Source organism: Domibacillus indicus (assembly GCF_023715895.1).
Taxonomy (GTDB): domain Bacteria; phylum Bacillota; class Bacilli; order Bacillales; family Domibacillaceae; genus Domibacillus; species Domibacillus indicus_A.
Window position 1 is genome coordinate 32,721 of the sequence record NZ_JAMBOO010000002.1, and the last position, 21,502, is coordinate 54,222.

A 21,502-nucleotide genomic window follows, 5' to 3' on the forward strand; every position below is an offset into this window, starting at 1 on the left:
GTATCCATGTTCAACAGCAATAAGCACCCGGGCTTCTTCTGCAGACTCAAGCGACGTAAAGACATCCGCGATGTCAGGAAGAAATACAGGATTCTGACCCATGTACGAATAACAAAAATTAGCAGCATTGTTCATTTATATTGTGGCGCTTGGCCGCGTCCGGGTAAATGGGTTATCAAGAAAGGGACATTTAGAGACATGAAGAAAAAACATTTATGACCAGGTAAAACTGGTCTTTTTTAATTTTTTTTCAAATAAATCACACTTTGTCATACAATAGTAAAAAGTATTATAGATGAAATTAGAAAGTTAGTCTCAGAATAATTTAAGGTAAAGAGGTTGAGTAAGTGGATAGAATAGAAATTTTCAAAGAAAATTATCATAAAGAGCTGGAATCGAGAGAATACCTGCAAAACCGTTTCTCCACAAACGTTACAATTGTGACCTTATTATTAGCTGCTTTGCTATACTGTATTAAAAATGCCGGCTCCATTGAATACACTAAATATTTTTACTCTGATTTCTTTTGGGTTTTTTACATCTCCTTAATCTTTTCAGTAGCTACTTCTATCTTTATAATTGTGATTTTGTTAATAAACTTACTTGGAGCACCTTATAAAAGAATACCTTCTTCTCAGGTATTAAATTCTTACTATCAAGATTTAGTAAAGTACTACGAAGATTATCCCGAAGCTGAAGGAAATCCTGATAGTGAGTTCGAAAAATCTATGACTGAATATTATATTGAGATAGGCACATATAATATGGAGGTCAACGAGAAAAGAACAAAAAATATGGGCAACGCACATATTGGTATAATTGTTTTAGCAGTTACTATTTTAATTTCTTTGATGTTCTATGTCCCAACCTTTCTTGAAAAGGATGCAAATGTTCAAAAGTTTGAAATTGTTGATCCGAGTACACCTGAAGATCCAGCGTCACCTAAAGAAAAAGATATAAAGGAGAATTTTAATGTTCCAAAATAACTCTAGAAAAACCAGCCCGCAAAACAGTAAAAAAAACCCTCCTCTGCCTAGAAAACCAGCTCCTTCGATTTTAAAAGAGAATTCTGTTAAACCTGGCCGTACTAATAGTAAGAAAAAATGAATTTTATTTGTAAAGCCCCAAAGCCGACATTGCAGACAGCTTTGGGGCTTTTTCCTGCTTTATTCTTTTTTACCCTGAATTAACCCGCGATCAATAGCAACAAACAGCAAGCCGGTCGCATCAGATTCAGTGAGCATGCCTTTATCCAGTTTTCCACCCAAGATGGATCGATACCTTTTGGATCTTTTTCTACTAGCCGATGTAAGACTGTACGAGTAGAATTTTTAATGGATGAGTCAGATGGTTCCTTTCCGCTTTCGGTTGCATCCTTTTTCGTTGGATCCTTTGACCATCCTTCACGGCTCTTCCGACTTTTAAGGTACCGAGTTTTATACTATGTTTTTCTGCTAATGCAGAAAGCGTGATCTTGGTTGTTTCCCATTCCGATCTAATATCCTCCCAGTTCGCCACCTCACATCACCACCACCTCCGAGAATTTTATAGGCAAAGAAAAAAGCACCGTTGTGGGTGCTAATAGAAGATGAAGCTAAATTCATGTCATACTTATAACTTTTAATTTGTTTTTACTTATGTATAACTTTTTGCTTAATGCTTCTTCAACTAGCTTCCTTACGCCACCAGCTAAATCCGGATTTATTTCTACTTGTTCATATTTTTGTAAACCTTCCAGCATCCCATTAGAATCCAAGCAGTAATAACTAACTTTTATTTTCAATTTATCATCTCCTTATACCTTACATTCGATTAAAGGAGATAAATTCCTTCCTCACTTACTGATAGTTAAGTGATATGATTGTCGAGGCGAGGTGAGCAACATGGAAACAAAGCAGGAAATCGATTTAAGCATCATATATAACATTAGAGAGGTACCCGATAAAGTGAGCGGTCGTTGTGATAATTGTAATAACGCTCAGTTTAAGAGTTCAATCAAAAATATGATATTTCTTCGTGAGTGCCGAAACTGCGGCATGAAGAAAATAATTTAACCCTGCCAGATGACAGGGTTTTATTTGAGCAATGAAAAAAGCCACCTCTTACCAAGGCGGTTGCTATTAATTTTCGTTTAAATTTTTATAAATAACTAAAGCAGTGCAATGAATTTTGGATTGTACATCAGTCTCTTTGTGAGTACTAATTGATATAGGAACGATATTGTACTTTATATCAATTAATTGTCCTTCACATAACTGGTGATAAATAAAAAGATTAATATGTCTAGTTAGTTCATCGAATTTATTGCTCTCAAAACTTTTTACTGAATAATGTCGTTTATTCATTTTTCCCCTCTCTTCCCTCATGTTATTTTGGTGAAAAAAGGATAATACCCTACAAAATCGTTAGTCAAATAATTACTCGGACATCAATGGTTACCTGCATCTATCCTTGTTTTTGTCATTTTAAAATTGTTTTAAGCTACTGGGGCAGCCTCCTGCTTGCTTTTGTACTTACTGCTATTATCACTTTATTGGAATTAGGAACTTTTTATGTTAGCTAATTAAATAAATGATAACACCAGAAGAATTATTTCCTTCTAAGACTGCCTCCCACCCGAGCGTATGTATCTCTTCGCTGTCCCATTAATTCTTCCCATTCCCAGCGTCGGTATTTTTCCCTTGGCTTTGCAAACGGATCTTTTTCTCTTTTATCCTGGCCAGAAACAGCGGTCAATTGCTTCTTTATATCAGTTGACAAAAGATCTGCTATTTTCATGTTATTAGCACCACCTTGCGCTATTTGCTCTTTCGTTTTGATGGTATATTTTTGTGATCACGCCTCCCAATACACCGAGAGCTGGCTGAGCAGGACACTTCTTCATCTCGCAGAATCGCTCAAGTACGTCTTGATAAGGGAAAGGCGCTTCTCCCACCGACTGTCGCAGATGCGCCACCCGATAAGAAAATGTTACCTTTATTCAAAAAATAAAAAGGTGCCCAAAATGGTGCCTGTTTTGTCCAGGAAATGTCCGGTTTTTGTTCGCCTTTTATCCAAACAGAGTTAAATAATTCCGAGGGCGGCAGCAAGACGATAAATAGCCGAGCGCTTCTCGTCATAGTACTTTCCTTTCTTGAGGCCTAAATTCTCCGCTCAGTAAAATCTAAGCTTCGATTTAGCGCACGATCAACCTGCCTTACCTTCAATTCATTTAGTTGGTCCTCCTTCCGAACCGGCGGGAAAAGATCAATCACTCCTGCCTCTTCTCTCTCTTTTTTATTCTCTATTTGCACTTTTAAAGCTCGATAATTATGAAGCTCCATGATCAGAAGGTTTTGAATTTCTTTTTCATCTATATTTTTAAAAAGTGTTAGTTGCTTAACCGTCATTTTTCTTCTCCTTTGTCTCTTTTCTACTTGCATACAAAATAAAAAAGGACACCAAACAGCTCACGAATTTTCGCGTCTGTTCAGTACCCTCAGTTTTTCCGTTAGGCTTTTATTCATGAAGTGCTTCGTAGGTTATGTCTATTGACCCCTTCGAAAAATGGTTTGATTTCTACCTCCTAAACCAGTTCTTCCACAGTCGTTTCTTTTACTCCTTTTTCTCCTCTTCCATTTTGAAATAGCAGGCCCGACATAGATGGGCCCCATTGTCTCCTAAATAATCAAACATCAGCTGGCTAACATTATTCTTCTTCGCAATACAGGATCTATGTTGACCATCCGAAAAAGTAATATGCCCACAACTATTTTTAAACCCTCTTATTCCTGATGGTTCGGAAAATTTATATTGTTCTTTCATAATTTCCAATAACTCACGACAATATCCCACTCTTGCTTCATAGTAGTGCGGGTGATTACATGTAGTACTTTCTTTAAGATACTCTTCGTCACTTAAACCGAATGTACATTTTTCATTCACTAGCTTATGGTAACGTTTCGAACAAATAAAATTTAACTTCATCAAGATCGAAACCATTTCTTGCAGCTGGGCATAACCTATTTGCTTTTTTCATCACTGATCATTTTGAAACATATACTATTTTCGGGAAGAAGGAAGCAGGTTAGCCCTTCCTTCATCCTCTACATAATCAACGCACTGACGATTATTCTGTTGGTTTCAAATCCAGTTCCTAAAGATCGAAGCCATTCTGCAGCGAGAGCCCCTCTAGCTATTTTTTGCATATTTTTCTTTAAATGGGGGAAATGATCATGATCAAGACGTTAGATAGTTCCCCTATTCTTAACGTTCTTGATGGTCCCGTTTTGGCCAATGAGCCTGGAAAGCTCCTTGGCTTTTTTTATAAAATCCATTTTGATGGACCATAATGTTACTGCCAGTTTCACATCTGTTTCTGTCGCTCAACTTTTTACAGTCAGGTCCCTCATGCCTGGCTATTTTTTGTTTTAAATTCACTTCGCGTATATTTTCTTTTCTAATAAAGTACACTTTATCACTGCTTAGCCCAAGCAGGCACCTTTTTCAGTCATGCTACCTCTGTACCCGGGTGTACCGGGGCTTTTTGTTTTACGTTGTTTTCTCTAACATGGCGTCCTGAGATGTTCTATAGATTTGCATTGTTGATCTTTTTGTATAGTTTTTTCAAGTTCGCCAATAATATCACAGTCAGCTATGAACCCACACTCACAGATGACACATTCTTTACTGCAGCCTGGTGCAAGCCTGGCTGCTTTTTTATTCAAATCCCCGTCTCTTCTTCGCTATTTTCAACCGTTCCGAAGTCAGGTCCTTGGCCCGCACAAGAATATGTTCATCTGTAATACCTTTCTCTATAGACCGAATGTATTGTGCTCTCCTAAGGTTTCTATTTGAATTTATCGTCTTTTGCGTTGTGAGATCCTTATACGCACCATTCCTCTGCCTCTCACAAATAGGCCGGCCGTTTCGATTCAAACTTAGAAGCACAATAAGCATTCACTTCCGCTCAACTACTGCTCCGCGATATGCCGATTTTTAATCCTTTCGTCAATTCTTCAAACCATTCCTTGTCCTTCGTCATAAGAGCTAGGTCAATGAGTGCTGTTTTATCTTGTATATCGTCCAGTAGTGTGCCAATGGGTTTTAAACGATGCTCCCCAAATAGTAACTTCGTTGGCGTTCCCCACATTATTTTGCCTTTTGTGATTCTTCCGACTATCGCTAGCTCAATTTGACTGTGGCAACAACCGATGCTACTAATATATCCGATGACTGTAAGGTCCCCGATTTTAGCAATTTTCCACTCTCCGATCTCCAAGGATATCTCCCCCCATTTTTTTCAATAAGCAAAAATACAAATTAAATTAGGGGGTAAAAAGGCGGTAAATTGATGGATCTACCTACAATACACGCAAATTTCACTACTGTTCCTGTAAACAGAAGGCCATCGCTTCTACCTCCACTCCCCCTGTTTATATTTTATTACTGCCGCTTCCTGCCCGATCCCCCCTAGAAGCTTTCTTCGGGTGAGAAATCCCGGAAAGTTCGATCGTCTCCAATATAATGACCTAATCTCCCTCTGGAAATTGCAAGGCCGCCACCCCTTTTATTGAATTTTCACAGTCTGCATCCTTGTTACATATAACTAAAACAAACAGGGCTCTTTCTCCCTCCTATTTAGAAGCTTTCTTTTTATGAATTTCGAGCAACTACCTTGACCTAGGATAGTTGCTTTTTCAGATCAATAATTGGGACGAACTGTTGAGAAAACATTAATTTGTTATAGCTCCCTTCTAAGCCCACGTAAATGGTAAACTCAAAATAAGTATTGTACATTTATAAAATGGTATAGAAGGAGTCACCAGCAAAAATGCGTAAACGTTCTTTTAATAAAATATCTGTTATATTACTGCTTGTTTAATAGTTGCAACCTTTTCACTTTTGATTGCATCCTTTTTCGTCGGATCCCTCGACCATCCCTCACGACTTTTTCGGCTTTTTAAAGTACCGAGTTTTATATCATGCTTCTCCGCTAGCGCAGTAAGCGTGATCTTGGTTGTTTCCCATTCCGACCTGATAGTATCCCATTTCGCCACTTCATATCACCACCACCTCCGAGATTGTTTTTAAGAAAAGAAAAAAGCATCTCAAATGAGATGCAAAACTTATTGTAAATATTTATAAATATCCAAAATTATTTCTTGCAGTTTAAAATTATGATTAACGCTATCTAATTTACTATCTAAAAAATAAGTATCGCCATTATCAAAATGAAGAGTTATGGATGAAGAATGTCTATCTTTGTGTAATAACTCAACTCTTGAAACAGTATTTAAAGTCCTATCCATTATAGAAACATATCCACCTTCCAAGAAACTAATGATTCTTATCTTTTCTTTTTCAAATAAGAAAATCTGTGCTTCATTAAAAGACTTGTCTTTAAAAAGATAATTCTTAGGATAAAAATGCAATATCTTAGACTCATCGACAATATCATTTAACGAATAGTACTGATCTTCAATATCAGAGTTGTAAAAGCCTAATCTTTTCATGCCCTCCAAAAACTCACTATAAATAATATCCATAATGGTAACCTCCCTTCGCTTACTCATTTCAACAAAAGGAGATATTTTCCTTCCTCTGCTCCTTACGCTAATCGCTTTGTGTATTTGGGCATAAAAAATAGCACCCTTGGAGGATGCCTATTTATATGACTCGACTTACTATGAAACGCCAGTCATTATCCACTTGGAAGAAATCACCTCGCATGAATTCTTTCAACTCAAAATAAACTGTCATGTTTCTTATAACACTTATTGTAAAATCTAAAATATATTTTCTGATACGAATATCTAGCGCTTCATTATATTCGAATTTACTGTAACTAAATGTCTCATTATCTTTAGCCACTCCATAAGAGTGTCTAGTCTGCGGGTTATAATGAACATAGCCGCTTAACATTGTATACACTTCCGCGTATAGTTCAAATTGATGTATTTTTTTAGATAAATCCTTTATGCTTTCGAGATGCTGAACTCTATTTCTTTTAGGCTTACCTTCAAAGAAAGACTGAATATACTCATCATAATCATCTATTTCTTTCGGCGACTCTTCTTTCAGTTCATTCAGGGTTCTCCCAAGTCTCCATTGTTGGTACGCAAGATGGTCCTTATACTCTTGCTCCAATCTATCCCCATCGCTCTTATTTAGCCTAATATAATTACTATGAAGATATGATTCCAATATTATTCTTAATTGCGGCAACACTTCAATATAATTATTTGGTATATCCGAATTCAGTATAACGTTACTTGTTTGAAAAGCTCTTTTGGTTTTCGAATAAAGATCGTACATTATCCCGTTCAACCATCCTTCTGATGAACGGAATCCCTCTTGTTTCTCCATACTTTCAAATAGATCAGTAATTCTATCATTAAACGAAATTAACCCATCGACATTGCTCACCTTATCACTCCCCTCTAAAAACCCTTCGATAAGAACCTCTATTTTCCTGCCCTTCACTCGACATGAAATCTGTTATCATGTTTAAGTGATTCAAAAGGAGTGTGCAGCATGGAAACAAATCAAGAAATCGATTTAAGCATCACCTATAACATCCGTGAATTCCCAGACATTAAAAGTGGCCGTTGTAATAACTGCGGTAATGCTCATTTTAAGAGCTCCATTAAAAACATGGCCTTTCTTCATGAGTGCCGGAGCTATGGTATGAAGAAAATAATATAACCCCGCCAACTGGCAGAGTTTATTTTTTCTTTCTCATATATACGGTATTTGTACGACAACGCAAAGGGATTTTATCCTCTAATCTGCCTTTTGAAAAAGTCTAGGTTTTTATCGAAATGTTTTTGATTGAAATGAACAATTATAAACATAACAATGTTGGCGATTAAAATAATAATACAAGGGGTATTAACAACATCGGAATAAAACAAAGCTAAAGAAGCTACAGTAATTATCGATAAAGCATGACTAGTTTTAAGAGCTCTTAATTCATGCACTCTTGATAAAAGATGTCTATAACGCTCTCTTATTTTCTCACCTTTGTCTTCGGAATCAAAGATAATCCTGTCTAATTCATACTCTTCTTTAAAAAATTTGCTTTTATTTGGTGTCCATATAATGAAACCAAAAAACATACTCACCTGATGAATTAAGTATCCGACTGGTACCCCTAAACCAGCCAAAATAGCTCCTAAACCTATTAATGATAGGCCTTCTTTTCCTTTAAGATCCGATATATAATTAGGATTGTCAGAAAACACATAAAATATAATCGTCATTAAATAAACCCATCCTGGAATTCCCCCTCGGATCAAATGTTTCGTGTCAAAGTTCATCCTATTATACTTCCTCTCTTTATGTATTTATATTCTATTAAAAGAATATTATTCCTTCTTGATAGCTTGATAGAATAGAAAAAGCCTTTCTCATGAAACAAGAAAAAGGCTGCCGTTTTTGCGTTCTTTAATTTTCCGTTCGGCTCTCTCAAGATACGTTTGGACAGATGATTTAGTAAGGCCCAGCAACTCCGCAGTGTACTCATAGGTCAATCCTTCTGCTTTTACTAAGGTAAATACATCTCTTTCCCTTACTGTTAAATCAGCCAATACATCATCCAGCAGCCATTGTTCATGCGCTGTGAGTTTTCTCTCTTCACTTACCGCGCGGTTTGGTACAACTGCTTCTATCAGTTTTGGATCCAATGTATAAGCTCCTGTCCGATCAGCTCCACGCCTTGCATCTGGATTCCGGCCGGACCCCATCCACTGAATCGCAAACTCCATTTCGCTTATCATGCTATTAATGAGCGTCTTATCCTGGATATCCTGCTCCGACAATTCCGTTTTCGCTTCGATGGCTGTCTTCATTTCCTTCAGCGCTCTTAGTGATTGTTTGTATTCGTAAATAAGTATCTGCATATTCGTTCTCCTTTGTTTTTTTACTTATAAGCTCCGCCACGTCCGCGGCGAAGTGTTTTCATATCCATGTTCATCAAGTAGCGTAAATCTCTATCGGATAGCTTTTTTTCTTTTTAGCGGGCTGTTTCTTCTTTGGCTTGCACTTGTTTTGGTTCTTTTTCTTTGGCGCCGGCATCGGATTCACTTTCTTCCACTGCTGCAGCTGCTCTTTCATTGTTTTCATCTCCACCGCTCCTTTTCAGTAAATAAAAAAGGACACCAAATAGACGCCACATGTGCGTTTATTCAGTGCCCTTGGGGTTTCCAATAAGCATATTCATTTAGCTAAATCACAATTTCGAATACCTTTATTTACCGCTTGTTTTTAATATCACCCAGCGATAATATAAGTAGGTCAGTTGCTTCAAGAAATGTTAATTTAATTTTTTCAAGTTTAAATATTTTGTTACGAAGAGACAGTCCGTTGTCTCTTCTTTTTTTGCGTGTAATTACGGATAACGTTTCATGAACTGGCGCATACTTATAATGATTCATTCTTATCCGGCTACATAAGAAGGATCATTTTGTCTACAGTCGGGCTCCTGCCCGGCTTTTTTGTGTATCGAGCGCTAAATGAAGACATATATTGATGATGAGAGAAGGAAGTAGGTTAGCCCTTCCTTCTTCTTTGTGTAAGTGAATATAAGGTGGAACTATCTCTTTTTTTCAAAACCGTATATCTGTTTCCAATTTAGCGTGACAAGGCTTGTTACCCTGCCAACTGATAATTTGCTTACCGTGACCGCTATCAGGCTTAGCTACCTCCTGCAACTTTCCGTCTTTCACCACATATACTGCATTTTTCATTAAATTTATTTCGGCCGTCATTTTTTCATAATTTATTTTCATGTTGTAGAAGCCCCCAGTCTGTTAAAATAAGATTGTGAGTAATAGTTTAAAAGCTGGGGACTTATTCTCGGCTTTTTGTTAGATTTTCTGCCAAACAGTTGTTTCTTTTTCGTGAAAATTATCCTATAATTTAACTAGGTTCTATTTTGAATTTAGGAGGATTTACATGGAAAACAACCGACCACTCCTTGATGATTTATCATCTCAAATTCAGAAGCTTCGTCATTTAATGCTTTTAGCTGGTACAGTCTACGGACTTGGAAGTAAGGAAGTCTTAGATTATAGCCAAGAGTTAGATGAATTAATCATTCAGTTTCAGCTTCAAAACAGCTGAATAAATATAAAGCCGAAGTTTTCTTCGGTGTTTTTGTATAAATTTTCATTAAAAGGATTATAATGGTAATAATTCGAACTAATAAAATTTAATTCATCAAGATCAAAACCATTTCTGCAGTCAGGTTCATGCCTGGCTGTTTTATTTTTTGTATAAAATTTCTTGTGCGGGGTCATAATGGTACTGTTAATTCTAAATCCAACTCCTACAAACCTGTTGTTTTTCAGTCAGGCTCCCCTCGCCTGGCTGTTTTTTTTGTTTATTCTCTATTGATAAGGGAAATGATTACTATCGATGCGTTAGTCCCCTTGCGATAAATTAACGTTCTTGATGGCTTTGGAGTTTGAGACCTCCTTGGCTTTTTTGTATAAATTTTTCTTAAACGGTCATAATAATAACTGTTGATTTTGATCCTCCAAAGGATTTTAACTATCCGTGTAGTCAGGTTCCTCATATCCTGGCTGCTTTTTTACTTTCAATTTCTATCATGAATATTTTTTCTTTTGATGAAATACACTTTATTAATGCTTACTCCAAGCAGGCACCTCAGTTAGCTTTGCCACTTCTAAACCCGGGCGTATCCCGGGATTTTTTCTTTTGGCCATTTCTGCATTTTGACAGCATTTCGATAAGTCATGTTGTTATCTCCATATTTTTTGTATAAGTATTTCTCAAACGGTTTATACTGGTATTATTCCTTTCAACTTCATATAGCTAAGAATCGCCTTCGTGTCTACAGTCAGGTTCTAGCCTGGCTGTTTTTTTGTTCAAATTTGTTTATTTGTGGTTAAAATGGAAACGAATCAAGCAACCGTCCCCAGTGGTTAAGGCTTGTCTGCCTGAGAGCATTTGCTTTCAGGCCTATTTGTTTTAGACAAACTGTTAACTTACTTATGAGATTTTCATGAATAATTTCTCTAAAAACGGTCATCCTCATGCTAGTGAAATCTTTAGGAGGGGTTATTATTTTTTATTCACTCTTTTTACTTTTATATTTTGTGAATACATTAATTGTTCTAGCTTGGCTTCTATATCAATATCAAGGTTACAGGTCTAACAGTAAACTTAACAGACCTATGCCAGAAGATGAGCACAATGAGTCGAAAGATAAATGATGCCCTGTCTCTTTTACTGTTTCAATTTACTACTTATTAAAGTCTGCATTATATGGAATACAGACATACGCTGAACTCAAGATTTATCTGTATTAAATTTTCTCAACCGATTCATAATAGTAACGCCACCTTCGATGCTAACTCCAAAAAAGCCCATGATTTTTGCAGTCAGGCCCTCTCGTCTGGCTGCTTTTTTATTGAATAAATGGTAAGCAACGATCAATACCGTATTTTTGTTGGATCTCCAATTAAGCAATAGCAGTAAGCATATGTTATAGTAATAAGCGTACTCAGTTGGATTTTTTTTACTTTTTAGTCACTTTCCTTTAATTCAAGAAAGGAGGCAGCATACAATGTCTTTCAATCATATAAAGGACACCCTAGAGACGATATGCTTCTTTAAAAGCGTTAATATTACCCACACGTTTAGTAAAAATGATGAACCTCTATTGCATGTTCAGTTTGCAGAAGAAGTCCAGAAAATCCAGATAACCTGGCCCCAAACTAACAAGAAAGAACTTTACAATGATGTAGATAAAGCCGCTGAAGTCATCCAAGAATTTGTAGGCTAGCCACTATCCCTCACCCGATAAAACTTTAAATCCTTCTTCCACTCTGTTCATTCTTTAATCAGAAGATGATTTTAAAAATGTATATTTTCATGGTAAAAGATCAAAATAATGTAAGTGAGGCTCATTAGGAGAAGGAAGCTATACAGCTCCTTCTTCTTTATTTAGACGGCAGCATACTGACTGCCGTCTAATCTTAAATACTGCTGAGATGAGGCCATTTATTGTCACTATTCAATAACATAAACATACACTGGCTGTTAGAGCGATTTAAAAAGTTCCCCTTCAGATGCCTATACCTTTTTAGAGTAATTTACATTCCGTGAATTGCTCTTTTTTAATTTAAAATACAAATAAGCAATTTTGTTTTGTATAAACTTTTATTTAACGGTCAATACTGGTGTTGTCAATTTCCACTCCACTTCTTAGGAGCGGAGACCTTTCCTTTGGCCAGGCTCCCACCTGGCTGCTTTTTTATACAAATCCCCTATTATTTTCTACCTCACGGATAAAATTTTCTTCTATAAGGTCATTTACACAATCCTAACTCTCAACTTCTCAATACTATGAAGAGGTAGGAGGTGATAGCCATGAGCAATGAAAACAAAGGTGGGTATGAAGACAAAGGTGGATACGGATCTGGTTTTGCACTTGTTGTTGTCTTATTTATTCTTCTGATTATTATCGGTGCCTCTTATGTAAAAGGAGACTACGGATACGATAATAAAGGACACTATGGATATGGTGGTAAAGGATACTACTAAGTGCCCTTACTTTTCTGTGAGTCACTCCTGAAGTAGCCCTGTTTCTTCGTGTAAATCCCGTTCGATGTAAAGTTGGCTGTATTAAATAAATACAGCTTTTTTTGTTTTTTTGTATAAATTTTCATCTGTCGGATCATAATGGTACTGATTCAAACCCAACTCCTAAAGACGCAACCCTTTCTACAGTCAGGTCCCCCACCTGGCTGCTTTTTTATTTCAACACATCTACATTTGCGTTTTTAAATTATTAAAGGATAATAAACAATATCAAGCTATCCACCCCCTGTGGTTCACAGCTTGATTGCCTAGGAGCATTGCTTCTGGGTTTTATTAAATTCCCCACCGCTCCTTTGCTTTCTGTAGCCACCCTATCGGCAAATTAGGATAGCGATCAATAATATTTTCTTCCGTAAGACCCTGCTTCAGATACCGCTCGTATTGCTTCTTGTTTGGCCTTGTCAGACAGAGATCATTCCTCTTTCGCTTACTGTTTTTTGAAAAACGAAGAGCGTCCTCTTGTTCTGCTTTCTTCACGTAAGCTGGCCGCTTTGACCCAAACTTCTCATCGAAATACGTTTGTACTTCCTCTGGCGTCCATTGCTGTACAACTACTGCTCCACGGTATGCCATTAATTGTTCACTCCAATCCTCTAACTCAATTATTTTTAACTAATCGTGTTGTTTCACTTAACTTTTTAAAATGAAGGTGCTACTTCGAGTTCTGCTTCACTCCTGTAATAATTTAATCGACTAAACAATAGGATTAGGTTAGTACAACAACTTGGAGGTGCATCAAATGCTTAATGAAAAATTCGAATTAGAAGTTCTTTATGATGTAAGAGAAAAACTACATGAACTTCAAGAATGGTCCGTTGCTCAAACAAATGACAATCAAGAGCTTTACGATATAATTGATGGGCTGTGCCGGGTTGCAAACATGTATAATGATGTTGTAATTCAAGCTGTCAGGGATAAAGCGATTTTTACAGCAAACCCACAAGACTACATTGAGAGCAAGCTGGGAGCGTCTTATGGCGCCTATAAATATAGAGAAGACTAAGCAAGAGCCCTTTTACTAGGGGCTTTTCACTTTTTAACATCCTTTTTTATTACATAATTTCGATCAACTGTTGTCATCATTGTTCTAACTCTTCAACTAACACTTCCACCCTTGGCGATTCACTATAAAACTTGGAGACAGTCAGATCTACTACCTGGCTATCATCCTTCCAGATCACCTTGTTCAGCGCGTCTTTTATCCCCTTTACGTAGTTGTCCACGTCTGGCTTTGTGACTGGTCGTAGTATTCCGGCCTCTGCCTCAGCTAGTTTCTTTTTACTGAACCTTTTAAGCACAGGCTTGTACACTTTCACTGTGACCTGAAGCGGCCCTTCCAGCAGCTTATCAGGCCGGTATTGTGCAGCTACTACCTTCACATATTCCTTAAAGTTTCTTGATTTAGCAGGATCGTATAAAACGGTGTTTCCCCTCCAGTCCTTGCCGGCGCGAGGCCGGCCCTGAGCAACCGGCTCACCATAAACAGTGAATTGAATCACTTGATCACCTTCTTTTATTTTCTGATATTGAAATTTGCACAATGTTTATTATGTTTTAAAATGGTTTTATTTTATTAATACCAGGTTCCTTTTGCTGTGAATTGTCGCTGCTCGCCATTTAGAAATCGAACGTCAACTGCTGCCTGCTGTGGGTTGGACTTCACCTCAACAACATTTCCAAGCCCATATTGATCGCGCTCTTTACTTGTTAGAGATGATAAATGCTTCTGATGTGCCCGAATAAACAATCTGCGCTCGGCATCTGTTAAATGTTCATAGCCCTGAATTGGTGTCACGCTGTTTTCCCCCTTTGTTGATCTAAAAACCTGCTGAACATATGAACAGCATCGATGATAGAAGCTGGCTCTGTTTCCTCTCCAGCAGCCAAAATCATTTGTACCGGAGTCATTATATGCCCTGTTTTCTTATAGTGCTCCTTCAGCATTTCGTATACCTCATGCCGGCTCATGGCTCCAGCTCCTTTCAAGATCTACAAATTTGCTGTATTCCTTTACGAAAGCGAGTTCTACGGTACCGATCGGGCCGTTCCGTTGTTTGGCTAAAATGACCTCCACTACATTCTTAGCTTCGCTTTCCTTGTTGTAATAATCATCCCGGTACAAGAACGAGACGATATCGGCATCCTGCTCAATGGATCCTGAATCACGTAAATCAGACATCATCGGACGCTTATCCTGTCGCTGTTCTACCGCTCGGCTGGCTTAACTGACTGAGGAGCATCACCAGTACGTCAAACTGACGGGCCATTTGCTTGAGCTCCCTGGTGATGTATCCGATAGCTAAGTCGTGTCGCTCAAACTTGCCAATTGGTGTAATTAGCTGCAGGTAATCGATTACGACAATATGCTTCTTGCCAGAATGCTCCCGCTTTGTTTTGCGGACAGTTGCTCTTCAATGGTCAGATATAAACCGGAGAGATGGAACGATTCATATTCAACGTTCATTGGATTTCCAACCCGAAGAAGGTGAGGAGCTATTTGGACAAACAAAAACTTATCATTCTGATCGGATTATCACTATTCGCCCTTCTCTTCTATCTGAACTTCAAACTCATCTAAAATACCAAAATGAACGTAAGCTGCATTTAGACGATTTGTACTTTCACGCCTTAAATCTGGTTCTTTGCCGCGATGACGGATCACCCCTTACCTAAATCTATATTGTTTAATGCTTTTGATGGTTGCTAAAAAAAATGACGGTCCAAAGCTTCCCATTCATCCAACTTGGCATACTCATGCTGTAATGTTGTTAGAAGCTGGTGCGGATATGAAAATGGTTCAAGAGAAACTTGGCCATGGCTCCATGAAAACTACCTCAGATGTATATGCCCATGTTTCGAAGAAGATGGAATCTCGGTCATTAGATCGTTTTGATAGCTATATGTAGGAATTAGAGGAATCGTAAAAAATCCATGGTAAAGATGTGGTAAGGTCTTAAAAACTTTACCACGAACCCTATAAATTTAGGGCAAAAGAAAAACCCCTTGAAACCATACGGCTCAAGGGGTTGATTCTCTTAGTACATTTGCATGTACTGTTCGCGCTCCCAAGGGTGAACTTGTGTGCGGAACATATCCCATTCGATCTCTTTTGCTTCGATAAAGTGCTCAAGAATATGTTCGCCCAGCGCGTTTTTGATTGTGTCATTTTTCTTCAACACTTCAAGTGCTGCTGCTAGTGTAGCTGGAAGGTCGCGTACGCCTTCTGCTTCACGCTCTTCTTTGTCCATTGCGTAGATGTTGCGGTCTACTGGAGCTGGAGCTGGCATTTTGTTTTTGATTCCGTCAAGACCTGCTGCCAATAGAACAGCCATTGCAAGGTACGGGTTTGCTGCTGGGTCAACAGAACGCACTTCAACGCGTGTGCTTAGGCCGCGTGATGCCGGAATACGGATAAGCGGGCTGCGGTTTTGCGCTGACCATGCAACGTAGCAAGGAGCTTCGTAGCCTGGTACAAGGCGCTTGTAAGAGTTTACTGTTGGGTTACAGATTGCTGTGAACGCTTCTGCGTTTTTCACTGTACCTGCGATAAATTGGTAAGCTGTTTCGCTTAGTTTCAATTCGCCGCTTTCATCAAAGAATGCGTTTTTGCCATCTTTGAATAAAGACAAGTTCATGTGCATACCAGAGCCGTTTACACCGAACAATGGTTTTGGCATGAATGTCGCGTGCAAGCCGTGCTTGCGGGCGATTGTTTTAACAACAAGTTTAAATGTTTGGATGTTGTCACAAGCTGTAACGGCATCCGCATATTTAAAGTCGATTTCGTGTTGTCCTGGTGCTACTTCGTGGTGAGATGCTTCGATTTCAAAGCCCATTTCTTCAAGCTCAAGCACGATGTCGCGGCGGCAGTTTTCACCAAGGTCTGTTGGCGCAAGGTCGAAATATCCACCGTTATCGTTTAGCTCAAGAGTTGGTTCACCTTTTTCGTCCAATTTGAACAAGAAGAATTCCGGCTCAGGCCCAAGATTGAAGTCTGTGAAGCCAAGCTCTTCCATTTCTTTTAAAACACGTTTTAAGTTTGCACGCGGATCGCCTGAGAACGGCTCGCCTTCTGGAGTGTAGATATCACAGATAAGACGCGCTACTTTACCTTTTTCAGCAGTCCAAGGGAATACAACCCAAGTGTCCAGGTCTGGATAAAGCTGCATGTCGGATTCTTCAATACGCACAAAACCTTCGATTGAAGATCCATCGAACATCATTTTGTTATCAAGCGCTTTGTCAAGCTGGCTCACTGGAATTTCTACGTTTTTGATTGTGCCAAGAATATCTGTGAACTGAAGACGAATGTATCTCACGTCTTGTTCTTTCGCTAAGCGCTGAATGTCTTCACGTGTGTACTTACCCATTTGTATCCATTCCTCCTCAAATATGTAAACCTTGTATGCAAAAGATTAGTGAAAAAACCGTCGGTCCATTCCAGAAGAACGATTGAAGCGTCCCGCATTGATCAGCTCTTTGCGAAGCAGCTTGCGAAGTTCTTCATCCGTGAACTCTTTTTTCGGCTTTTGGCCACTATCTCTTGTTTCTAATTCGAGCTCCTGCGATCCGTCTTTAAGCAGGATTTTTTTAATCCCGGCCATATTGATACCCTGGTCCAGAAGATCTTTCACTTCTAAGAGGCGGTCAATATCGTTCAATGAATAGAGACGCCGGTTTCCATCAGAACGATCCGGGGTAATTAATTGATGCTGCTCATAATAGCGAATCTGCCTTGCGGTTAAATCCGTTAATTTCATGACGGTTCCCATTGGAAAAAGCGGCATTGTCCGGCGTATTTGGCTGCTCATATTATCCCCTCCTTTTTCTTATCTGATCTGATACCCTTACTATAAATCATGTAAGATCATTTGTCAACTCGGTGTAACGTTTTGTCACACTTCATTCATTTGTTGATTCATAGGTTGTCAGATTTTTTTCGTTTCCATTAAATAGTCAATCGCGCTTGCCACCGCGATTTTCACATGCGCATACGTAAGTCCGCCCTGTACGTATGCCGCGTATGGCGGACGCAGCGGCCCGTCTGCCGTCAGTTCGATACTGGCACCCTGTACGAATGTGCCTGCCGCCATAATCACGTCATCCTCATAGCCCGGCATATAAGCAGGCTGCGGGGTTACATGCGAGTTTACAGGCGAGGCAAACTGAATTGCCTGGCAAAAAGCGACCATTTTATCGCGGTCACCAAACTCTACCGCTTGAATTAAATCTGTGCGCGGCTCGTTCCATGCCGGTGTAGTATTCATGCCAAAGCCTTCAAGCATCGCTGCTGTAAACACAGCGCCTTTTAAGCTTTCCGCCACTACATGCGGAGCGAGAAACAGTCCCTGGTACATTTCCTGAAGGCTGTAAAGGCTGGCGCCTGCTTCCGCTCCGATGCCCGGTGAGGTCATGCGGTACGAACAGCTTTCTACATATTCCTTTTTGCCGACAATGTATCCGCCGGTTTTGGCAATGCCGCCGCCCGGATTTTTAATGAGGGAGCCGGCCATCAAATCAGCACCGGCATGCAGCGGCTCTTCCTGCTCAACAAATTCCCCGTAGCAGTTGTCTACAAACACTATAGCATCGGGCTTGATTTCTTTCACAAACGAAACCATTTCGCGAATGTCTTCTATCGTAAAAGACGGCCGCACGGCATAGCCTTTTGAACGCTGGATCGCAATCATCTTCGTCCGTTCATTGATACTGGCGCGGATACGGTCAAAATCCGGCCGGCCGTTTTCATCCAGATCCACGTGCTGATAGGAAATGCCAAATTCACGAAGTGAACCATTGGATGGTCCGTTTATGCCGATAATTTCATCTAATGTATCATATGGCTTTCCAGTAATGTAAAGTAATTCATCGCCAGGACGCAAAATGCCGAACAGTGAAATGGTGATCGCGTGCGTACCTGAAATAATTTGCGGACGCACAAGGGCATTTTCACCGCCGAATACGTCTGCGTATACTTTTTCAAGCGTTTCCCTTCCCGCGTCATCATAACCATAGCCGGTAGATGGGGTAAAGTGAAAATCGCTTACCTGATTCGATTGAAAGCTTTTGAGTACACGAAATTGATTGAACTCCGCCCGCTCGTCAATCTGCCGGTGAATACCGGCAATTTTCGCCTCTGCCTCTGCCGCTTTTTCGCGGATGGCAGCGCCGTTTTTCAGTAAATCAAACATGCTGGTCATGATTGTGTTCCTACTTTCTTATTCGCTTTTTTCATCATAGCAAAATACCGGATTTCTTGAAAGAAAAAGTAGATGTGAATTAAGAGAATGGTTTATAATAGAAGCCGAACATTAATCATTTTGAATGAAGGAAGGTTCGGAATGGAGCTTACATGGGATGTTTTTACGATCCTTGGCACGATTGCGTTTGCGATTTCAGGGGCAATTGTGGCAATGGAAGAAGAGTATGATTTGTTTGGCATATATATTTTAGGGATGATTACCGCGTTTGGGGGCGGTGCCATCCGGAATTTATTGATCGGCGTTCCGGTTTCCGCGCTGTGGGAGCAGGGAGAATTTTTTACGATCGCAGCTCTTTCCATTACGGCGGTCATTTTGTTTCCACAAAATCTGCTCCGCCACTGGCCGGTATGGGGGAATTTTTTTGATGCGATCGGCCTCGCTGCTTTTGCCGTGCAGGGTGCATTATATGCAGCCGGCATGAATCATCCGCTCAGTGCTGTTGTTGTGGCAGCTGTACTGACTGGAAGCGGCGGCGGGCTTGTACGGGATGTGCTGGCACAGCGGAAGCCTGCGCTGCTTCGCGATGAAGTATACGGCGTCTGGGCGGCGCTTGCCGGCTTGATCATTGCCCTTGGCGGTGCAGAAACGCCGGCACAGCTTATTATTTTATTTCTGTTTATTACGGTGCTGCGTATTCTTTCTTACAAATACGGCTGGCATCTGCCAAAACGTACGGTTAAACTGTAAGAGCCCGTCTCGGACGGGCTTTTTTTGTGCAAAAAAGAACCCGTTTACTGAACGGATTCTTTCTTTAGCAGGAATTGATCTCCTTTTCCGGCTTTCATGGCGCTTTCGGTCAACAGGGAATGCAGCATCATATCATTAAAAATACGGGCAATATCTTCAATCGATAATTCGCCTTCTTTTTTAAACCATTTGTACATCCAGTTGATCATTCCCATAATCGCCATGGTGGAAATTTCAGCCGGCACTTCCGGACGGAAATCGCCATTCTCCTGTCCTTCACGGATAATCTGGAGAAGCAGCTGGCGGTACTGGTCACGTTTTTCGTTAATCTGCTTTTCAAAATCCCCTTTTAAATACGTACTTTCCTGGTAGAATACCGTAATATGCGGCTTATATAAATCAAAAATTTTTGTAAACGAAGTAATGATTCCGCACATTCGTGAAACAGGGTCTGTTTCTTTTTCGTACGATTCTTTGGCTTTGTTGAGCAGATACGAAATAAACACGTCATGAATATGGTACAGCAGCTCATCTTTTGACCGGAAATTGTGATAAAATCCGCCTTTTGACGTTCCGCATTCATCTACAATCTGGTCGATGGTCACTCCGTGGTAGCCGTGTTTTTCAAACATTACTAAAGCGGTTTCAATGATTCTTTCCTTCACAGGCTTTTTTTTCATCTTCATCATCCTTTTGGACATTCTAACATATGTTTTTTTATTGTGACAATTGAAAATCTTCCCCTTTCAATGTTTTCAGCTCTTTTTTTGAATGGGCGGTCTGCTTCATCAGCCGGATCGCCTGGCGCCGGGCCGCTTTTTCAATGAGAGTCCGCACATTCCTCCCGTTTGCGAAACGAAACCCCGCCCGCCGTTTTTCCTGTTCAATCATCGCCTGAAGGACAGCCCTTCCTTCCCGGTCGATTTCATAATTTTTTTCTCTGGCGATCACATCCGCGATTTGAAGCAGCTCCTCCGTTGTATAATCCGGAAAGTGGTGAACAATTGGAAATCTTGACTGAAGCCCCGGATTCATCGACAAAAAGTGCGCCATTTCCCGTGGATAGCCGGCCAGTATTAGAATAAAGCTGTTTTGATGATCCTCCATTTGTTTCACAAGCGTATCAATCGCTTCTTTGCCAAAGTCTTTTTCTCCGCCCCGCGCCAGAGAGTAGGCTTCATCAATAAACAGCACGCCGCCAAGCGCTTTTTTAACGAGATCGCGTGTTTTTTGTGCCGTATGACCGATATATTCCCCGACCAGGTCCGCCCGCTCGGCTTCAATAAAATGACCTTTTTCCAGCAGGCCGATCCGCTTAAACATCGAAGCAAACAGCCGCGCAGCGGTTGTTTTTCCGGTGCCCGGGTTGCCGGTAAACAGCATATGCAACATTTGCCCGCGCGTATCGATGCCGGCTTCGATGCGCTTTTTGCTGATGTAGGCTGCTGCATACAGCTCCCGTATGAGTATTTTGAGGCCGCTCAGGCCAATTAACGTATCCATTTCTTCTTCAATCTTGCGAAGCACCCCGTGTTCCGGATGCTCCGGCCAGCCGTCAGCAAGCGGCGCCGGCTTTTCTTTTGGGTTGAGGACGACATGAATACGGCCTTCCTTGTTTGTCTGCTTCATGCTGCGCCCCTCCTTTATAAGAAAAGATATGCAGGCGCACAAAAAAAAGACCCGCCCTAGGCGGATCTCTGGAGTCTTCTCTTATTGTTCTTCGAAATTCAAGTTGACGCTGCGCTGAGGAGCAAATGTCGAAATGGCATGTTTAAACACAAGCTGCTGTTTCCCATCGGTTTCTACCAGAACGGTAAAGTTATCAAATCCTTTAATCAGCCCGCGCAGCTGAAATCCATTCAGTAAAAATACGGTAACCATCGTATTTTCTTTGCGCAGCTGGTTTAGAAATTGGTCTTGAATGTTAATTGGCTGTTTCATGC

General features: G+C 40.0%; 32 protein-coding genes and 1 pseudogene. 9 read left to right on the forward strand and 24 right to left on the reverse strand.

What is annotated here, in order from left to right:
* The first annotated feature begins 347 nt into the window (after positions 1-347).
* Complete coding sequence (locus M3221_RS03380) at positions 348-986, forward strand: hypothetical protein (protein ID WP_251270148.1); 639 nt, start codon at positions 348-350, stop codon at positions 984-986.
* A gap of 614 nt (positions 987-1,600) precedes the next feature.
* On the opposite strand, the gene M3221_RS03385 is transcribed toward M3221_RS03380, so the two are convergent.
* A complete protein-coding gene (locus M3221_RS03385) occupies positions 1,601-1,783 on the reverse strand; it encodes a hypothetical protein (RefSeq protein WP_251270149.1) in 183 nt (60 codons plus the stop codon).
* Between the two features lie 100 nt (positions 1,784-1,883).
* On the opposite strand from M3221_RS03385, the gene M3221_RS27075 reads away from it, so the two are divergent.
* Positions 1,884-2,054, forward strand: a complete 171-nt coding sequence (locus M3221_RS27075; RefSeq protein WP_472843770.1) for a DUF8096 family protein — start codon at positions 1,884-1,886, stop codon at positions 2,052-2,054.
* Positions 2,055-2,120: 66 nt separating this feature from the next.
* Here M3221_RS27075 and M3221_RS03395 read toward each other — a convergent pair whose 3' ends face one another.
* The 8 genes from M3221_RS03395 to M3221_RS03430 all read right to left on the reverse strand — a co-directional run bounded on the left by M3221_RS03395 (position 2,121) and on the right by M3221_RS03430 (position 7,407).
* Positions 2,121-2,366 (reverse strand): sporulation protein Cse60, encoded by a 246-nt coding sequence (locus M3221_RS03395; protein ID WP_311316120.1) that lies wholly within the window; start codon positions 2,364-2,366, stop codon positions 2,121-2,123.
* 223 nt (positions 2,367-2,589) lie between these two features.
* Complete coding sequence (locus M3221_RS03400; RefSeq protein WP_251270152.1) at positions 2,590-2,778, reverse strand: hypothetical protein; 189 nt, start codon at positions 2,776-2,778, stop codon at positions 2,590-2,592.
* A gap of 362 nt (positions 2,779-3,140) precedes the next feature.
* Positions 3,141-3,389, reverse strand: coding sequence for a hypothetical protein (locus M3221_RS03405; protein ID WP_396120238.1), 249 nt, complete (start codon positions 3,387-3,389; stop codon positions 3,141-3,143).
* 205 nt (positions 3,390-3,594) lie between these two features.
* A complete protein-coding gene (locus M3221_RS03410) occupies positions 3,595-3,969 on the reverse strand; it encodes a hypothetical protein (protein ID WP_251270153.1) in 375 nt (124 codons plus the stop codon).
* 979 nt (positions 3,970-4,948) lie between these two features.
* On the reverse strand, positions 4,949-5,260 hold the full coding sequence (locus M3221_RS03415; RefSeq protein ID WP_251270154.1) for an IDEAL domain-containing protein: 312 nt from the start codon (positions 5,258-5,260) through the stop codon (positions 4,949-4,951).
* 583 nt (positions 5,261-5,843) lie between these two features.
* On the reverse strand, positions 5,844-6,038 hold the full coding sequence (locus tag M3221_RS03420) for a hypothetical protein (RefSeq protein WP_251270638.1): 195 nt from the start codon (positions 6,036-6,038) through the stop codon (positions 5,844-5,846).
* Positions 6,039-6,107: 69 nt separating this feature from the next.
* Positions 6,108-6,527, reverse strand: a complete 420-nt coding sequence (locus tag M3221_RS03425; RefSeq protein WP_251270155.1) for a DUF3908 family protein — start codon at positions 6,525-6,527, stop codon at positions 6,108-6,110.
* A 121-nt stretch (positions 6,528-6,648) separates the two neighbouring features.
* Positions 6,649-7,407, reverse strand: a complete 759-nt coding sequence (locus M3221_RS03430; protein ID WP_251270156.1) for a DUF5677 domain-containing protein — start codon at positions 7,405-7,407, stop codon at positions 6,649-6,651.
* A 108-nt stretch (positions 7,408-7,515) separates the two neighbouring features.
* Between M3221_RS03430 and M3221_RS03435 the strand changes: the two genes are divergently transcribed.
* On the forward strand, positions 7,516-7,686 hold the full coding sequence (locus M3221_RS03435; protein ID WP_251270157.1) for a DUF8096 family protein: 171 nt from the start codon (positions 7,516-7,518) through the stop codon (positions 7,684-7,686).
* Positions 7,687-7,757: 71 nt separating this feature from the next.
* Here the strand turns inward: M3221_RS03435 and M3221_RS03440 are convergent, their stop codons facing one another.
* The 4 genes from M3221_RS03440 to M3221_RS03455 form a co-directional block, all read right to left on the reverse strand.
* Positions 7,758-8,300, reverse strand: coding sequence for a BA5345 family protein (locus M3221_RS03440; RefSeq protein WP_251270158.1), 543 nt, complete (start codon positions 8,298-8,300; stop codon positions 7,758-7,760).
* A 90-nt stretch (positions 8,301-8,390) separates the two neighbouring features.
* Positions 8,391-8,882 carry a sigma-70 family RNA polymerase sigma factor gene (locus M3221_RS03445; RefSeq protein WP_251270159.1) on the reverse strand — a complete coding sequence of 164 codons (492 nt, stop codon included), beginning with the start codon at positions 8,880-8,882 and terminating at the stop codon, positions 8,391-8,393.
* 73 nt (positions 8,883-8,955) lie between these two features.
* Positions 8,956-9,105, reverse strand: coding sequence for a hypothetical protein (locus tag M3221_RS03450; protein ID WP_251270160.1), 150 nt, complete (start codon positions 9,103-9,105; stop codon positions 8,956-8,958).
* A 482-nt stretch (positions 9,106-9,587) separates the two neighbouring features.
* Entirely contained in the window at positions 9,588-9,770 is a 183-nt protein-coding gene (locus tag M3221_RS03455; RefSeq protein WP_251270161.1) for a DUF3954 domain-containing protein, read from the reverse strand.
* 166 nt (positions 9,771-9,936) lie between these two features.
* Between M3221_RS03455 and M3221_RS03460 the strand changes: the two genes are divergently transcribed.
* From M3221_RS03460 to M3221_RS03470, 3 genes are all read left to right on the forward strand, one after another.
* Entirely contained in the window at positions 9,937-10,104 is a 168-nt protein-coding gene (locus tag M3221_RS03460; protein WP_251270162.1) for an aspartyl-phosphate phosphatase Spo0E family protein, read from the forward strand.
* Positions 10,105-11,572: 1,468 nt separating this feature from the next.
* The gene (locus M3221_RS03465) at positions 11,573-11,791 is read left to right on the forward strand and encodes a hypothetical protein (RefSeq protein ID WP_251270163.1); all 219 of its coding nucleotides are present in this window, start codon (positions 11,573-11,575) and stop codon (positions 11,789-11,791) included.
* Between the two features lie 587 nt (positions 11,792-12,378).
* Positions 12,379-12,552, forward strand: coding sequence for a YjcZ family sporulation protein (locus tag M3221_RS03470; protein WP_251270164.1), 174 nt, complete (start codon positions 12,379-12,381; stop codon positions 12,550-12,552).
* Positions 12,553-12,882: 330 nt separating this feature from the next.
* Here M3221_RS03470 and M3221_RS03475 read toward each other — a convergent pair whose 3' ends face one another.
* On the reverse strand, positions 12,883-13,182 hold the full coding sequence (locus M3221_RS03475) for a hypothetical protein (RefSeq protein ID WP_251270165.1): 300 nt from the start codon (positions 13,180-13,182) through the stop codon (positions 12,883-12,885).
* 166 nt (positions 13,183-13,348) lie between these two features.
* Between M3221_RS03475 and M3221_RS03480 the strand changes: the two genes are divergently transcribed.
* Complete coding sequence (locus M3221_RS03480) at positions 13,349-13,612, forward strand: hypothetical protein (protein WP_251270166.1); 264 nt, start codon at positions 13,349-13,351, stop codon at positions 13,610-13,612.
* A gap of 76 nt (positions 13,613-13,688) precedes the next feature.
* Here M3221_RS03480 and M3221_RS03485 read toward each other — a convergent pair whose 3' ends face one another.
* The 4 genes and pseudogenes from M3221_RS03485 to M3221_RS03500 form a co-directional block, all read right to left on the reverse strand.
* On the reverse strand, positions 13,689-14,108 hold the full coding sequence (locus M3221_RS03485) for a RusA family crossover junction endodeoxyribonuclease (RefSeq protein ID WP_251270167.1): 420 nt from the start codon (positions 14,106-14,108) through the stop codon (positions 13,689-13,691).
* A 74-nt stretch (positions 14,109-14,182) separates the two neighbouring features.
* A complete protein-coding gene (locus tag M3221_RS03490; protein WP_251270168.1) occupies positions 14,183-14,404 on the reverse strand; it encodes a hypothetical protein in 222 nt (73 codons plus the stop codon).
* A complete protein-coding gene (locus M3221_RS03495) occupies positions 14,401-14,577 on the reverse strand; it encodes a hypothetical protein (protein ID WP_251270169.1) in 177 nt (58 codons plus the stop codon). The genes M3221_RS03490 and M3221_RS03495 overlap by 4 nt, the downstream gene beginning before the upstream one ends.
* Positions 14,564-15,020, reverse strand: a pseudogene (locus M3221_RS03500) (replicative DNA helicase); the annotation flags it as partial. The gene M3221_RS03495 and the pseudogene M3221_RS03500, both read right to left, overlap by 14 nt.
* A gap of 351 nt (positions 15,021-15,371) precedes the next feature.
* Here M3221_RS03500 and M3221_RS26770 point away from each other — a divergent pair.
* The gene (locus M3221_RS26770) at positions 15,372-15,515 is read left to right on the forward strand and encodes a hypothetical protein (protein WP_251270611.1); all 144 of its coding nucleotides are present in this window, start codon (positions 15,372-15,374) and stop codon (positions 15,513-15,515) included.
* Positions 15,516-15,644: 129 nt separating this feature from the next.
* Here the strand turns inward: M3221_RS26770 and glnA are convergent, their stop codons facing one another.
* The 3 genes from glnA to M3221_RS03520 all read right to left on the reverse strand — a co-directional run bounded on the left by glnA (position 15,645) and on the right by M3221_RS03520 (position 18,800).
* Entirely contained in the window at positions 15,645-16,979 is a 1,335-nt protein-coding gene (gene glnA / locus M3221_RS03510) for a type I glutamate--ammonia ligase (RefSeq protein WP_251270170.1), read from the reverse strand.
* Between the two features lie 45 nt (positions 16,980-17,024).
* The gene (locus M3221_RS03515; protein ID WP_242234510.1) at positions 17,025-17,420 is read right to left on the reverse strand and encodes a MerR family transcriptional regulator; all 396 of its coding nucleotides are present in this window, start codon (positions 17,418-17,420) and stop codon (positions 17,025-17,027) included.
* A 117-nt stretch (positions 17,421-17,537) separates the two neighbouring features.
* Positions 17,538-18,800 carry a methionine gamma-lyase family protein gene (locus M3221_RS03520; RefSeq protein ID WP_251270612.1) on the reverse strand — a complete coding sequence of 421 codons (1,263 nt, stop codon included), beginning with the start codon at positions 18,798-18,800 and terminating at the stop codon, positions 17,538-17,540.
* A gap of 150 nt (positions 18,801-18,950) precedes the next feature.
* Between M3221_RS03520 and M3221_RS03525 the strand changes: the two genes are divergently transcribed.
* Positions 18,951-19,559, forward strand: a complete 609-nt coding sequence (locus tag M3221_RS03525; RefSeq protein WP_242234509.1) for a trimeric intracellular cation channel family protein — start codon at positions 18,951-18,953, stop codon at positions 19,557-19,559.
* 44 nt (positions 19,560-19,603) lie between these two features.
* Here the strand turns inward: M3221_RS03525 and M3221_RS03530 are convergent, their stop codons facing one another.
* The 3 genes from M3221_RS03530 to hfq all read right to left on the reverse strand — a co-directional run bounded on the left by M3221_RS03530 (position 19,604) and on the right by hfq (position 21,500).
* Positions 19,604-20,239: a TetR/AcrR family transcriptional regulator gene (locus M3221_RS03530; protein ID WP_251270171.1), complete on the reverse strand. Its 636-nt coding sequence runs from the start codon at positions 20,237-20,239 to the stop codon at positions 19,604-19,606.
* 37 nt (positions 20,240-20,276) lie between these two features.
* A complete protein-coding gene (locus tag M3221_RS03535; RefSeq protein WP_242234507.1) occupies positions 20,277-21,188 on the reverse strand; it encodes an AAA family ATPase in 912 nt (303 codons plus the stop codon).
* Positions 21,189-21,269: 81 nt separating this feature from the next.
* Positions 21,270-21,500: an RNA chaperone Hfq gene (gene hfq / locus M3221_RS03540; protein ID WP_242234506.1), complete on the reverse strand. Its 231-nt coding sequence runs from the start codon at positions 21,498-21,500 to the stop codon at positions 21,270-21,272.
* Positions 21,501-21,502 lie beyond the last annotated feature (2 nt).